Source organism: Microbacterium memoriense, from assembly GCF_025398275.1.
Classification (GTDB): Bacteria; Actinomycetota; Actinomycetes; order Actinomycetales; family Microbacteriaceae; genus Microbacterium; species Microbacterium memoriense.
Genome location: NZ_JAODOR010000008.1, coordinates 149,197 through 162,975, shown reverse-complemented (window position 1 = coordinate 162,975; position 13,779 = coordinate 149,197). Strand labels below are relative to the sequence as shown.

Sequence of the window (13,779 nt, the reverse complement as noted above, 5' to 3'; positions counted from 1 at the left end):
TCAGCGTGCGCTCAGGTTCGACGAGGGCCGAGCCGTGAATAACCCGTGTCAATTGCGGCCGCCGGCGTGGAGGAGCTGCACGACGCACGCGCGAGGATCACACGATGAGCGCATTCCATCGACGGAAAGCGGTCCACCTGCTTCGTTCAGGACGCCTTGCATCAGGCTGAGATGCACGCTGCACAACACATCGCGATGATCCGCCTGCGCGGTCGCCTGCGCGCAGGGAGTGAGGTCGATCGTCAGCTCGGTCTCGTCCACGAGGGGATCGAAGCCGGCGTCGATGAGGTCTTCGACCAGGGCATCGACCTGATGGAGAGCCGCGGTGTCGAGTTCCGGCGCGATCCCCGGGATCACCCGGCGCATCAGATCGCCGCGCTCCGCGGCCGCGCGCACCTTGCGCTGCTGAACCGCGCTGGACGCACTCCCGCCGTCGGCGGCGCTGTAGAGTACGCGCGGACGGCCCCGCGTCTTGCGGTCTTCCGCGGCAGAGATCACGTAGCCGTCATCGATCAGGCGCTTCAGGTGCTCGCGCACGGTGTTGGCGTGGAGGCTCGTGGATTCGACGATCTCGGCGATGGTTCGCCGCGGGTGGTCTTGTACGAGGTGAAGGATCTCGACGCGCGAGTAACTCGAGATTGCGCTGTAGCCCGCCGGGCGTCCTGTGGTCATACCTCATATTATTCACGGCTTTGCGCCCGCCCGCGACCGTTTCCCGAATGTTTTTTCACGGGATGCCGTCGGATTCGGACAATGGCATCGGATTCGGACCAGAAAGGGCCTTCCGGGCCGATTCTGCGGCATCCATCCGAATCCGATGTCGCCTAGCATCGTGCCGTGGACACTCAAGCACGGATCGTCGCGTTCTGGAAGCAAAGTCGGGGCGCCGTCGACGGGCTCCCGGAAGCGGTGCCGGATGCGTGGGCGTTCGGCGCCACGCCCGAGCACGCCGATGGGCTCTTGAGCCTTGTGCTGGACGGGACGAAGACGGCGACGGCATCGTCGTTGTGGGACTACGAGGCGACGGGGGAGCCCGTTCCCGCGGTCGACAGTTACAGCATCCTGCTCGATGGGCAGGGGCGACCGGTCGCGGTGATCCAGACGACCGCCATCTCCATCGTGCCGTTCGACGCCGTGACGGAGTCTCACGCGTATCGGGAGGGGGAAGGCGACCGGACGTTGGAGTACTGGCGGGAATCCCACGAACGCTACTGGCGGGCTCACTCGGAGAACGCCCGCGGCTTCGAGCCGGACATGCCGGTCGTGTGTGAGGGCTTTCGGCTGATTTACGCCGCCTCGGCTTCGCTCGCGTGAGGTTGTTCGCCCGCGTCAGCTCAGCGTGGACTTCCAGCCGAGCGACGGCGCCACGTGGGTCGCGAACGCCTCGATGATCCGGAGGTTGAACTCGACACCCAACTGGCTCGGGATCGTGAGCATGAGGGTGTCGGCCGCGGCGATCGCGGCGTCCTGTTGCAACTGCTCGACGAGCACTTCCGGCGACGCGGCATAGGTCTTGCCGAACGTCGACCGGAACCCGTCGATGTAGCCGATGCCGTCGCCCTCGTTCGAGTGGCCGAAGTACAGCTCGTCCTCGGCGGTCGTGATCGGGAAGATCGAGCGGCTGACGGAGGTGCGGGCAGTACCCGGATGACCGGCTGCGCGCCAGGCCGCGTGGAATTGCTCGATCTGCTCGGCCTGGAGGATGTCGAACGGCCGGCCGTCCGCCTCGGTCAGCAGGGTCGAGGACATCAGGTTGACGCCCTTGCGCCCGGCCCACTCGGCGGTCTCGCGCGTACCTGCGCCCCACCAGATGCGTGAGCGCAGTCCTTCCGAGTGCGGTTCGATCCGCTGCATCCCGGTGCCTCCGCCGAACGGGCTCTGCGCGTCGCGCTCGGCGAGGCCTTCGCCTTCGATCGCGCGCAGGAACAGATCGAAGTGGTCGCGGGCCAGGTCGGCGCCGCGCGGGTCTGCTCCGGTGTAGCCGAACTTCTCGTAACCGCGGACGACGGTCTCGGGTGACCCGCGGCTGACGCCGAGCGCGAGCCGCCCGTCGGAGATCAAGTCGACCGCCGCGGCTTCTTCGGCGAGGTACAGCGGGTTCTCGTAGCGCATATCGATCACGCCGGTGCCCATCTCGATGCGCTGGGTCTTCGCGGCGATCGCGGCGAGCAACGGCATGGGCGCTGCCTGCTGGCGGGCGAAGTGGTGGACGCGGAAGGAGACGCCGTTGACCCCGAGGTCGTCCATGCCCTGGGCGAGATCGATCGCCTGGAGCATCGAGTCAGCGGCGGTCAGCTGGCGCCCGCCGCCGAGAGGTCCGTAATGGCCGAACGAAAGGGTTCCGAAGCTCTGCATGATGCCTCCAACGCTACGCCCCCGGCATCCATTCCTGTGAATGGATACCCGCGACAGCGAGAACGCCCGGGAGCCGGCGTGATTGGATCGAGGAATGACCCGCATCGGCAGCAGTGACCTCGACGTCTTCCCCCTCGCCCTCGGCGGTAACGTGTTCGGCTGGACAGCCGACCGCGACGCCTCGTTCCAGATCCTGGATGCCTTCCACGCCGGCGGCGGCAACTTCATCGACACGGCGGATTCGTACAGCGCCTGGGTCCCGGGGCACACGGGAGGGGAGAGTGAGGCCATCATCGGCGAGTGGCTCGCCGCACGCCGGCCCGAGGGCGTCACGGTCGCCACGAAGGTCAGCCAGCATCCGGACTTCACCGGCCTCGCAGCCGGCAACGTGCGGGCGGCAGCCGAGGCCTCGCTGCAGCGACTGGGCGTCTCGCAGATCGATCTGTATTACGCACACTTCGACGACGCCGCAACGCCGCTCGAAGAGACGGTCGCCGCGTTCGGTCAGCTCGTCACCGACGGCCTCGTCCGCTACACAGCCGTGTCTAACTACTCGGCCGAGCGCATCGCGGCGTGGGTGCGCATCGCGCGGGAGCTCGGTGTCGCCGAGCCGATCGCGATCCAGCCGCACTACAACCTCGTGCACCGCGAGATCGAACAGGACATCGTGCCCCTCGCGGTCGCCGAGAACCTCAGCCTGGTGCCGTACTACGCCCTCGCCAAGGGATTCCTGACCGGCAAGTATCGGTCGACGGATGCCGAGGGTCATGTCTCGCCGCGCGCCGCGGGGGCGTCGCGCTACGCGACGCCGCAGGGACTCCAGATCATCGACGTGCTCGACCGCATCGGCCAGGACCACGGGGTCTCGATCGCCGCGACCGCGCTCGCCTGGCTTCGGGCCAAGCCCGGCGTGGTCGCACCGATCGCGTCGGCGTCGAAGCTCGCTCAGGTCGATGACCTGCTCGACGGTGCGCGCACCGACCTGACGGCGGACGAGGTCGCAACGCTCGACAACGTCTCGGAGTGGACGCCCGCCGACATGTGAGCGCGTCAGCGCTTCTTCGGCGTCCGGTTTTCGGCGCTCACCATCCACGACAACTGCTCGAGCCGTTCGAGCACCGCGTGCAGGATGTCGGCGCTCGTCGGGTCCTCCTCGTCGACCGCGTCGTGCACGTCGCGGCACGTGCCGCAGACGTCGTCGAGGCGTTCGGTGATGAGGTCGATGACCTCCGTCGTCGCGATCTCGCCCTGCGGAAACTCGGGGAGGGTCGTGGTCTCGGCGACCTGATCGCTGCGACCGTCCGGGAGCGCGTGCAGCGCACGCATCCGCTCGGCAATCGTGTCGGCGAACTCGCGGGCGGCGTCGATGATCTCGTCGAGCTGAAGGTGGGTGTCGCGGAAGTTCGTCCCGACGACATTCCAGTGCGCCTGCTTGCCCTGCAGGGACAACTCGATCAGATCGACCAGGACCTTCTGCAGGTTCGCGCTCAGGTCGGCGGATGCGGTGAACCCCTTCTCGGCGTTCTCGCCGGCGGTGAGCTTCGCGCCGGAGCCGCCGGCGGCGCGACGGCGATTGCGGGTGGGGGACTTCGTGGGAGTAGCCATGGCACGAACCTACGATCGGATCGTGGCCGAGGGAACGCCCTTGCCGGACTCCGGGGGCCGTGCTATCGACCGTAGGCTGGTCGTGTGTCCGCCGTCCTCAACGTCTCCGCGTATCTGTTCACGCACATCGTCGACCCCGCGGGGCTGCGTCCGGTGTTGCGGGATCGCGCGGTCACGGCGGGGTTGAAGGGCACGATCCTGCTGGCAGAGGAAGGCATCAACCTGTTCCTCGCGGGAGAACCTACGGCCGTTCGCGGCTTCCTCGACACGCTCCGCGCCGACCCGCGGTTTGCGCGGCTGTCCGCCAAAGAAAGCTGGTCGGATACGCAGCCGTTCGGAAAGATGCTCGTCAAGCGCAAGCGCGAGATCATTCGCATGGACCGTCCGACGATCCGGCCCGAGTCGGGGCGGGCGCCGGTCGTCGCCCCCGAGACACTGCGCCGCTGGCTCGACCAGGGCCACGATGACGCCGGTCGCGACGTCGTTCTCCTCGACACGAGAAACGCGTTCGAGGTCGACTACGGGGCGTTCGAGCATGCCGCGGATTGGCGCATCGAGCGCTTCACGCAGTTCCCCGACGCCGTCGCGGCGCACCGCGCGGAGCTGGAAGGCAAGACCGTCGTCAGCTACTGCACCGGCGGCATCCGCTGCGAGAAGGCGGCCATCCATCTTCGCGAAGAGGGGATTGACGCCTGGCAGTTGGATGGCGGCATCCTCGGCTACTTCGAACAGGTCGGCGGGGCACATTTCACGGGCGATTGCTTCGTCTTCGACGAGCGTGAAGCCGTCGGCGCCGACCTCTCTCCCCGCGCGTCGTAACACGGCGACACCGCGAATAGGCGGGTGGATGCCGTGGGGCCCAAAATGGGCTGTCACGCGAAGGAGGACGGCGATGGGCCGCAAGGGATTCACGACGCGCCAAGTGCAAGGCTCCGGCCAGACGGGGGCCACCCCCCGCGCGACGCCGATCTACCTCACCGCAGGATTCACGTTCGACGAATTCGGCGCCGCCGGTGCGCATTTCGACACGGGCGAGGGCTATGCCTACACCCGGATCGGGAATCCCACGATCGAGGCCGTGGAGTCCACGCTCGCCGGGCTCGAAGGCGGGACGGGCGCGTTGCTGCTCGCCAGCGGTCAAGCAGCGACTTCGGTCGCCCTCATGACCCTCGTGTCGGCTGGTGACCATGTCGTCGTGTCGAACCACATCTACGAGGGCACGCGGGGCCTCTTGCTCGACAGCCTGTCGCGCTTCGGGATCGACGTCTCGTTCGTCCACGACATCCACGACCCGTCCGCGTGGGAAGCCGCGATCCGGCCCGACACCCGGGTGCTGTTCGCCGAGTCGATCTCCAACGCCACGAACCGTCTGCTCGACGTCGCCGAGGTCTCTGCCGTGGCGCACGCGCACGGCCTTCCGCTCGTCATCGACAACACCTTCGCAACGCCGTATCTCTTTCGGCCGATCGAGCACGGCGCGGATGTCGTCGTGCATTCGGCGAGCAAGTTCCTCGCCGGGCACGGCGCGGTCATCGGCGGCGCGATCGTCGACGCCGGCACGTTCGACGTGACCTCGACCCTGTTCCCCCAGCTGACCGAACGCGATCGCAGCGGCACACCGAGCCCCGCCGAGCGCGCGGGCGCCGGCGCCCGTCTGGCGTACGCCCGCGAGAGTGTCGGTCCGCGACTCGGTCCCACACCGTCGCCGCTCAACGCGTTCCTCATCGGCCAGGGCATCGAGACCCTGAGTCTGCGCGTCGAACGCCAGTCTGCGAACGCGTTGATCGTAGCCCGGTGGCTCGCCACGCACGATGCCGTGGAATCTGTCGATTACGTCGGCCTCGACGGGCACGCGGATCATGCGCTCGCCGAGCGCCTCTTGCCGGACGGGTTCGGATCGGTGTTCACCGTGACGCTCCGCGGGGGCGCCGCCGCGGCCGAGAGGGTCATCGAGGCTGTCCGCACGTTCACGCACATGACCCACCTGGGCGATGTGCGCTCGCTCGTCCTGCACCCGGCATCCACCAGCCACATCCACCTGAGCGACGCCGAACGCGTGGCGCTCGGCGTCTTCCCGGGCACGCTGCGACTCTCGATCGGCATCGAGGATGCCGCGGACCTCATCGACGACCTCGCCCACGCATTCGCAGCGATCGCCGCCCGCGACGATCTCCTGGTATGAGCAGACTCCAGCACTTCGGCTGGTTCTTGGCGCGAGGGTTCGGCCCACACGGCTGGGGGCACCCGTACCTCGACTGGGACTACCGGTGGACGTCGCCGGAGCTCTATCAGCAGTCCGCCCGCGAGCTCGAACAAGCCGGCTTCGATTTCCTTCTGATCGAGGATGCGCCTTCGCTCGGCTCTGCCTCGACGATCGATCTGCGGGTGCGCCATGCGTTCGGGGGGCCCAAGCACGACCCGTTGCTGCTCGCGCCGTACCTGTTCGCCGCGACGCAGCGGCTCGGGGTCATCCCCACCGTCAATCCCGCGGCCTATCTGCCGTATACAGCTGCGCGACAGTTCGCGACGTTGCAGCACCTGAGCGGTCACCGGCTCGGGCTCAACGTCGTCACCGATACCGGGAGCGCCCGCCACTTCGGCGACGCGCCGCAACTGGATCATGACGCGGCGTACGACCGGGCCGAGGAGTGGCTCGAGGCGGTGCGCGCTCTCTGGCGCTCGTGGGGTGAGGGTGCGTTGGTCGCCGACCCGGCCTCGGGCGTCTACGCCGACGGATCGAAGCTGGACGCGGTCCGCCACCGCGGAGAGTATTACGCCTTCGAGGGTCCGCTGAACGCCGTGCCGTTCACGCACGGCGAGCCGGTCATCGCGTCGCCGGGGGGTTCGGGTCGAGGCCTCGGGTTCGCCGGTGCGAATTCCGACATCCAGTTGGCGCTCGCGCCGCTGACCGAGAAGAGCGTGCGCGACTATCGCGCCAAGATCCACGCCGGCGCCGCCGCGCGCGGGCGTCGAGCCTCGGACATCTCGATCATGTTCGCGATTCAGCCGACGATCGTCGCAAGCGCGGAGGAGGCCGATCGCCTGGTCGCGGCATCCGCGTCGCCGTCGGATGAGACGCTCCGCGTGATCGCGCAGCGTCAGTCCAGCGACCTCGAAACCGACCTCACGGCGCTCGACCTCGACCGGCCGCTGGATCTTGCGATCTTCGGCGACCACGTCTCGCAAGGCTCGATCCGGCGACTCACGGGCGATCGGGATCCGGCATCCACCCCGTTGCGTGCACACCTGGCGGCGCTCGCGCGGCTGGGACGCATGTCTGACCGATCCGGGTTCGTCGGCACGGCGGACGAGTTCGCCGATCTGATCGAGGAGCTCGGCGAATGGGGCAATGACGGCGTGCTGCTGTGGGGCGACCTGCACCCCGTCACGGTGCACCGCGTGCTGGATGACCTCGTGCCGATCCTGCGCCGCCGCGGCATCCTCCGCCGCGAGCTCGTGGACGGCGGCCTGCACGCCAATCTCCGCGCCTTCTGAGCGCGAGGCTCGCTGTCTGGCTCACCTCCGCTGGGCCGCCCGCCCGGTCCCTTTTCTCGGCGCTCCCCGACCCGTGATCCCGGCGCCCGCTGACCGTATTCAGTCTGCACGGCGGCCGTGCGGTGGAATCGGGGATATCTGGGCACCTTCCGGTCTGCGCAGACTGAATACGGACAGGGTGGAGGGGACAGAGGCCGGTCCGGCGGTCTGAATCCCGACGCGGCGGTCCGACGTCGGACGCGACGGCCAGGCAATCCGGGCTGACATGCGAGAGCCCCGGTATCCCGCGTGAGGCGGGATGCCGGGGCTCTCGGCTAAGGATCAGCTCAGGTCGTTGGCCGCGAGCCACTCGGTCGCGATGTCCTCTTTGGACATCTGGTCGACCGTGGACTGGACGTTCAGAGCCACCAGGCCCTCGGGCGTCAGCGCGGCGCTGACCGCGTTGATGACGTCGGCGATCTCATCGGCCACCGTCGTGCTCACGACCGGCACCACGTTGGAGGCGAGGAACAGTCCGTCCGGGTCTTCCAGAGTGACGAGGTTCTCGGTCTGGATGCGCGGGTCGGCGCTGTAGACGTTCGCGATCTGGATGTTGCCGGCCACCAGCTCATCGACCGTCGTGTCGGCCGTGCCGCTGAAGCGGACATCGACGCCATAGACCGACTTCAGGCCCTCGGGGCCGTAGGGACGCTGCTCGAGCTCGGGCGCTCCGCCGAGGACGAGGTTCGGAAGTCCCGCGAGGTCGGCGATCGAGGCGAGGCTGTTCTCCTCCGCGAACGCCGCCGTCACGTTGTACGAGTCCTGGTCGGTCGCCGAGGACTGGTCGAGCACCGTGAGGCCCTCGGGCAGGGCTTCCTGCAGCGCGGCGAAGACGTCGTCCGAGCTCGTGGCGGTCGTCTCGGGGTCGAAGAACTGCAGCAGGTTGCCGGTGTACTCCGGGAACAGCTGGATCGAACCGTCCTCGAGCGACGGGATGTAGGCGTCGCGCTGGCCGATGCTGAACTTGCGGTCGACCGTGAAGCCGGCGCCCTCGAGGGCCTGGGCGTAGATCTCGGCGATGATCTCGTTCGAGTAGTAGGCCTGCGAGCCGATCGTGATTGTGTCGGATGCCGGTGCTGCCGAGCTCTCGCCGCCGGTGAGCGGGTCGGAGGACGCGCAGCCGGCGAGGGCGAGGGCCGCGACGGCCGAGCCGGCGAGTGCGACGGTCAAACGGGTGCGGATACGGGACATGGTGTGCCTTTCGTAGGGATGCTGTGGACAGAGGAATCAGGTGGCGTCAGCACGGTCAACCGCGGTGACGCGCGCGGTGTTCCCCGTGGGTCGGGCAGCTCGGCCACTCACACCGCGGGGGACGACGACGCCCTCAAGGAGTGCGAACAGTCCGTCGAGGGCGAGCGCGAGCACCACGACGACGAGCGACGCACCCAGGATGACGTCGAACTGGCGGAGTTGGATGCCTTGGATGATGAAGAATCCGAGGCCGCCGAGGCCGACGTAGGCCGCGATCGTCACGGTCGCAACGACCTGCAACGTCGCTGCGCGGATGCCGCCGATCAGGAGCGGAAGCCCGAGCGGGACTTCGATCTTCCAGAGCACCTGCCACGGCGTCATGCCCACTGCGCGGCCGGCTTCGATGACCGTACGGTCGATGGCCTGGACCCCGGTGTAGGCGCCCGCGAGGATCGACGGGATCGCCAGCAGGACGAAGGCGAACACCGCCGCTTCGGTTTTGTGGACGACGCCGATCACCAGTACGAGCAGCAGCACCAGGCCGAGAGAGGGGAGCGCGCGCGCTGCGCCGGACAAGGCGACGGCGATTTCGCGTCCGCGCCCGGTGTGGCCGATCAGCCATCCGAGCGGAATCGCGATCAGCGCCGCGATCGCGACCGAGCCGAACGTGAACGCAAGGTGCTGCCAGATCGCTTCGGGAAGCGGGAGCGAACCCGTCAGACGGTCGGGCGAGAAGATCCAGGCAAAGGCATCGAAGAAGACGTTCATGCGGCGCCCCCGACAGCGAGCGCGCGGCGTTCACGGCGCGTCGGCGAACGGCGCGGGAGCCAGGGCATTGCGACCCTGCCGATGAGCACCAGGAGGAGGTCGACGATCAGGGCGATCACGACGACTGCCACGACCCCGGCGAGCACTTCCGGGATGATGCGACGCTGGAACCCGTTCGTGAACAGGTAGCCGAGGTTCTGCACCCCGATCAAGATGCCGACCGTCGCGAGGGAAATCGTCGAGGTCGCGGTCACCCGCAGTCCCGCCAGCAGAACGGGGCCGGACAGAGGGAGATCGACGGTCCAAAACCGGCGCCACGGACCGAAGCCCACTGCGATCGCCGCGCTCCGCGTCGTGGCGTCGACCGAATCGAGACCGTCGGCGACCGAGCGCGTCATGATGGCGATTCCGTAGATCGTCAGCGCGACAATCAGATTCAGTTCCGACAGGTAGGGGATGCCGAACCCGGCCGCGAGCAGGGCGAAAAGGCCGAGCGAGGGGATCGTGTACAGCAACCCGACGGTAGTGAGCACGGGACCTCGCAACGAGGTGTACCGCCAGGCCGCCCAGCCGATCGGCAACGCGATGAGGAACCCGAGTGCGATCGGAAGAAGGCTCTGACGCAGATGATCCAGCGTCAGGCTTCCGATCAGGTCGAGGTTGTCGAAAATCCAGTTCACAGACCCGCCTCGGGTCCGTTGCCGGTGAGCACGCCCTGCGTGCGACCGGCGGCATCCACCAACACCGTTCCGTGCGGCGTCTTCTTCAGGGACAGCGCGCGCGACCCGCGGTCGACGCCGACGAACTCCGCCACGAAGTCGGTGGCCGGGTTCTCCATGATCTCGCTCGGGCTTCCGACCTGCGCGATGCGGGCGCCTTTTTCGAGGATCACGACCTGATCGCCCAGCAGGAAGGCTTCGTCGATGTCGTGCGTGACGAAGACGACGGTCTTGTCGAGGTCGCGTTGCAGACGGATCGTCTCGGTCTGCAGTTCTTTCCGCACGATCGGGTCAACGGCGCCGAACGGTTCATCCATCAGCAGGATGTCGGGGTCGGCGGCGAGTCCCCGCGCGACGCCGACGCGCTGCTGTTGCCCGCCGGAGAGTTGCCGCGGATACCGATCGGCGAGTGCACGATCGAGGCCGACGATATCGAGCAGTTCGAGCGCGCGGGCGCGCGCCTGCTTCTTGGACACTCCGCTGAGCACCGGCACCGTCGCGACGTTGTCGAGCACGGTGAAGTGCGGGAGGAGCCCGGCGTTCTGCAGGACGTAGCCGATGCCGCGGCGCAACTGCACGGGATCGCGATCCTGGATCGGCTCGTCGTCAATCGTGATCTCGCCGCTGGTGGGTTCGATCAACCGGTTGATCATCCGCAGGAGCGTCGTCTTCCCGCACCCGGAAGAGCCGACGAACACCGTGGTCTTGTGAGTGGGAAGCACCAGGCTGAAGTCGTCGACGGCGATGGTGCCATCGGCGAATCGCTTCGTCACGGAGCGGAATTCGATCGCCATGCTTCTCTTCCGGTCGGGGATTCCACCCAACCACATCCCGTGGACATCGGCGCGAGGGGTGGCACATGGCGTCACACTCGGGTATGCGTGGGGGTATGGATACGGCAGAGTTCGACCTCATCGTGATCGGCGCCGGGCCCGTCGGCGAAAACGTCGCCGATCGGGCTGTGCAAGGCGGCCTGTCGGTCGTGATCGTCGAGAGCGAGCTCGTCGGCGGCGAGTGCTCGTACTGGGCCTGCATGCCCTCCAAGGTCCTACTGCGCGCCGGGGCCGCGCTCCGTGGCGCGCGCGATGCGCCCGGCGCCGGCGTGGCGGGCGCCGTCGACGTCGCCGCGGTGCTGCGTCGACGCGACGAAATCGTGCACGACTGGAATGACGCCGGGCAAGTCGAGTGGCTGCAGGGCGCGGGGATCGAACTGGTGCGCGGGCACGCACGCATCACGGGGGAGCGCGAGGTCACCGTCGACGGCGAGCGAGTGCTGCGCGCTCGGCACGCCGTCGCCGTGTGCACGGGATCGGCCGCCCTCCTCCCCGACATCCCCGGATTGGTCGACGCCGCGCCGTGGACCTCGCGAGAGGCGACCGCCGTACGCGAGATCCCGGAGTCGCTCGTGATCCTCGGCGGCGGCGTCGTCGCGTGCGAGCTCGCCACGGCCTACGCCTCCTTCGGGTGCGCAGTGACCGTCCTTGCCCGATCGCGGCTCCTCGGTGGGATGGAGCCGTTCGCCGGCGACCGGGTCGCCACTGCCTTGCGCACGGCCGGCGTGGACGTGCGTACGGGCGTCGATGCCCAGCGGGTAACGCGGTCCGGGAGCCGCGTCACGGTGGAACTCGGCGACGGTACGCGGGTCGCGGCATCCGAAATTCTCGTCGCGACCGGACGCACGCCGCGCACCGGCGACGTCGGTCTGGATGCCGTGGGCCTCGAGCCCGGCGCCTGGATCGACGTCGACGACACGATGCGGGTGCGGGGGAGCGAGTGGCTCTACGCGGTGGGTGATGTCACCCACCGCGCGCTGCTGACCCATCAGGGCAAGTACCAGGCGCGTGCCGCCGGTGACGTGATCGCCGCCCGTGCACAGGGGGTCGCCGTCGACGACGCGCCGTGGGGCCGCCACGTCGCCACCGCAGACCACGCGGCCGTCCCGCAGGTCACCTTCACCGACCCCGAAGTCGCCTCGGTCGGACTCACCGAGGCCGCAGCGCGGAAAGCCGGCATCGCGGTGCGTGTGCTCGATTACAACCTCTCGTGGGTCGCGGGGGCCAGCACGCACTCCGCGCGATACGACGGCACCGCGCGCGCGATCGTGGACGAGGACCGCGGCGTGCTCGTGGGGGCGACCTTCGTCGGACCGGACGTGGCCGAGCTCCTCCACTCCGCGACGATCGCGATCGTGGGCGAAGTCCCGCTCCGTCGGCTGTGGCACGCGGTGCCGCCGTATCCGACGCTCAGCGAGGTGTGGCTGCGCTGGCTGGAGGAGTACGATCGCTGACCTTCACGCGCGCTCCTCCGGCGTGGCCAATGCGAGCGCGCGCTGTTCCTCGGTCGTCAGTGGCGCCCGCGTGACGATGTCGTGGACGAAGGCCAGCTTGCGCTGGACGGGCGCGGTGATCGTGAACGGGTAGAGGTCGGAGAGACCCATGGCGCGGTTGATACGGTTGAATCCGCGCGACAGCCATCCTCCAGGGCGTCGCCACCCCTGCCTACACTGGCCGACATGCACGAGCTCTCCCGCGATGAGGCGCGCCGACTGGTCGTGCGTGCGCAACTTCTCGATGCCGATCGACCGGGCGACGTCGTCGAAGTCGCCGAACAGCTCGCCGCGATCAAAATCGATCCGACCGCGACGATCGCCACGTCCGAGCAGACGATCCTGTGGTCGCGCATCGGCTGGTCGTACGAGCCGGGACAGCTCCGCAAAGCCGTCGAAGGCGACCACCTCCTCTTCGAGCACGATGGGCACTTCCACGCGGGTTCGTTGCTGGCCGCACGCGTCGCGCGCATGCGCGGCCGAGTCTTGCGGGCCCAAGCGACGCAGTGGTTGGCGGCGAACGCACGCTTCCGTGCTGATGTCTTGGCTGCGTTGCGCGCCGAAGGGCCCCTGCTGGCGGCGCAGATCGCCGATACCAGCCAGGTCGCTCACGCGAGCGAATCGGGCTGGTACGGATCCAATCAGGTCCCGCGGATGCTGGAGCTCCTGTCGTTCATCGGGGAGGTCTCGATCGTCGGGCGGGAGGGCCGCCTGCGCCGCTGGGACATCGCCGAGCGCGCGTTTCCGGCAGACATGCCCGTACTCGACTACGACGACGCGGGCCGCATCCTGGATGAGCGCCGGCTGCAGGCGGCCGGTCTCGCGCGGCAGAAGTCCCCGTGGACTCCGGTGGGCGACGCGGGGGAGCCGGCGACGGTCGAGGGATCGACGTGGAAGTGGCGCGTCGACCCGGTCGCGGCCGCGGGGCTGTCCGACGATGCGGGCGGCCGGGTCGCGATCCTCAATCCCTACGACGGGATGCTGTACGATCGCCCGCGCCTGAAGGAGTTGTTCGATTTCGAGTTCGTCCTCGAGCAATTCAAACCGAAAGGGCAGCGCGTGTTCGGGTACTTCGTGCACCCGATCTTGGCCGGTGACCGCTTCATCGGTCTGCTCGACGCGCAGCTCGACAAGAAGAGAGAGACGCTGGTGGTCGGCGCCATTCATGAACTCGTCGGCTTCGACGCGGACGAGCGAGACATGGTCCACGCCGAAATCCGCGACCTGGCCGAGTGGCTGGGCGTGGCGGTCGTGGGGCTGGGCTGACCTCCTACACTGAAG

At 68.3% G+C, this 13,779-nt stretch carries 15 protein-coding genes; 7 read left to right on the top strand and 8 right to left on the bottom strand.

All coding sequences use genetic code 11. From position 1 onward, the window contains the following. Positions 1 to 48: 48 nt before the first annotated feature. On the bottom strand, positions 49 to 672 hold the full coding sequence (locus N4R40_RS07215; RefSeq protein ID WP_261606682.1) for a helix-turn-helix transcriptional regulator: 624 nt from the start codon (positions 670 to 672) through the stop codon (positions 49 to 51). Positions 673 to 837: 165 nt separating this feature from the next. Here N4R40_RS07215 and N4R40_RS07210 point away from each other — a divergent pair, with 165 nt between their 5' ends. Next, positions 838 to 1,314 (top strand): ASCH domain-containing protein, encoded by a 477-nt coding sequence (locus tag N4R40_RS07210; protein ID WP_261606681.1) that lies wholly within the window; start codon positions 838 to 840, stop codon positions 1,312 to 1,314. A gap of 15 nt (positions 1,315 to 1,329) precedes the next feature. On the opposite strand, the gene N4R40_RS07205 is transcribed toward N4R40_RS07210, so the two are convergent. Next, positions 1,330 to 2,355, bottom strand: coding sequence for an LLM class flavin-dependent oxidoreductase (locus N4R40_RS07205; protein WP_261606680.1), 1,026 nt, complete (start codon positions 2,353 to 2,355; stop codon positions 1,330 to 1,332). A 94-nt stretch (positions 2,356 to 2,449) separates the two neighbouring features. Between N4R40_RS07205 and N4R40_RS07200 the strand changes: the two genes are divergently transcribed. After that, positions 2,450 to 3,400 (top strand): aldo/keto reductase, encoded by a 951-nt coding sequence (locus N4R40_RS07200; RefSeq protein ID WP_261606679.1) that lies wholly within the window; start codon positions 2,450 to 2,452, stop codon positions 3,398 to 3,400. Between the two features lie 5 nt (positions 3,401 to 3,405). On the opposite strand, the gene N4R40_RS07195 is transcribed toward N4R40_RS07200, so the two are convergent. Continuing rightward, positions 3,406 to 3,960: a Dps family protein gene (locus N4R40_RS07195; protein WP_261606678.1), complete on the bottom strand. Its 555-nt coding sequence runs from the start codon at positions 3,958 to 3,960 to the stop codon at positions 3,406 to 3,408. Positions 3,961 to 4,044: 84 nt separating this feature from the next. Between N4R40_RS07195 and N4R40_RS07190 the strand changes: the two genes are divergently transcribed. The 3 genes from N4R40_RS07190 to N4R40_RS07180 all read left to right on the top strand — a co-directional run bounded on the left by N4R40_RS07190 (position 4,045) and on the right by N4R40_RS07180 (position 7,455). After that, a complete protein-coding gene (locus tag N4R40_RS07190) occupies positions 4,045 to 4,779 on the top strand; it encodes a sulfurtransferase (RefSeq protein WP_261606677.1) in 735 nt (244 codons plus the stop codon). A 73-nt stretch (positions 4,780 to 4,852) separates the two neighbouring features. Continuing rightward, positions 4,853 to 6,142 (top strand): O-acetylhomoserine aminocarboxypropyltransferase/cysteine synthase family protein, encoded by a 1,290-nt coding sequence (locus tag N4R40_RS07185; protein ID WP_261606676.1) that lies wholly within the window; start codon positions 4,853 to 4,855, stop codon positions 6,140 to 6,142. After that, the gene (locus N4R40_RS07180) at positions 6,139 to 7,455 is read left to right on the top strand and encodes an LLM class flavin-dependent oxidoreductase (protein ID WP_261606675.1); all 1,317 of its coding nucleotides are present in this window, start codon (positions 6,139 to 6,141) and stop codon (positions 7,453 to 7,455) included. The genes N4R40_RS07185 and N4R40_RS07180 overlap by 4 nt, the downstream gene beginning before the upstream one ends. 321 nt (positions 7,456 to 7,776) lie before the next feature. Here the strand turns inward: N4R40_RS07180 and N4R40_RS07175 are convergent, their stop codons facing one another. Genes N4R40_RS07175 through N4R40_RS07160 form a run of 4 tightly spaced genes read right to left on the bottom strand, consistent with a single transcriptional unit; the run spans position 7,777 to position 10,966 of the window. Next, positions 7,777 to 8,685, bottom strand: a complete 909-nt coding sequence (locus N4R40_RS07175) for an ABC transporter substrate-binding protein (RefSeq protein WP_261606674.1) — start codon at positions 8,683 to 8,685, stop codon at positions 7,777 to 7,779. Between the two features lie 36 nt (positions 8,686 to 8,721). After that, a complete protein-coding gene (locus N4R40_RS07170) occupies positions 8,722 to 9,453 on the bottom strand; it encodes an ABC transporter permease (protein ID WP_261606673.1) in 732 nt (243 codons plus the stop codon). Further along, positions 9,450 to 10,133, bottom strand: a complete 684-nt coding sequence (locus tag N4R40_RS07165; RefSeq protein WP_261606672.1) for an ABC transporter permease — start codon at positions 10,131 to 10,133, stop codon at positions 9,450 to 9,452. Before N4R40_RS07165 ends, N4R40_RS07170 begins: the two co-directional genes overlap by 4 nt. Next, on the bottom strand, positions 10,130 to 10,966 hold the full coding sequence (locus tag N4R40_RS07160) for an ABC transporter ATP-binding protein (RefSeq protein ID WP_261606671.1): 837 nt from the start codon (positions 10,964 to 10,966) through the stop codon (positions 10,130 to 10,132). The genes N4R40_RS07165 and N4R40_RS07160 overlap by 4 nt, the downstream gene beginning before the upstream one ends. Before the next feature lie 95 nt (positions 10,967 to 11,061). Here N4R40_RS07160 and N4R40_RS07155 point away from each other — a divergent pair, with 95 nt between their 5' ends. Then, positions 11,062 to 12,459: a dihydrolipoyl dehydrogenase family protein gene (locus tag N4R40_RS07155; RefSeq protein WP_261606670.1), complete on the top strand. Its 1,398-nt coding sequence runs from the start codon at positions 11,062 to 11,064 to the stop codon at positions 12,457 to 12,459. A gap of 3 nt (positions 12,460 to 12,462) precedes the next feature. On the opposite strand, the gene N4R40_RS07150 is transcribed toward N4R40_RS07155, so the two are convergent. Beyond that, positions 12,463 to 12,690, bottom strand: coding sequence for a putative zinc-binding metallopeptidase (locus tag N4R40_RS07150; protein WP_261606669.1), 228 nt, complete (start codon positions 12,688 to 12,690; stop codon positions 12,463 to 12,465). Between N4R40_RS07150 and N4R40_RS07145 the strand changes: the two genes are divergently transcribed. Next, positions 12,685 to 13,764 carry a DNA glycosylase AlkZ-like family protein gene (locus N4R40_RS07145; protein ID WP_261606668.1) on the top strand — a complete coding sequence of 360 codons (1,080 nt, stop codon included), beginning with the start codon at positions 12,685 to 12,687 and terminating at the stop codon, positions 13,762 to 13,764. The genes N4R40_RS07150 and N4R40_RS07145 overlap by 6 nt on opposite strands. Positions 13,765 to 13,779: the final 15 nt, after the last annotated feature.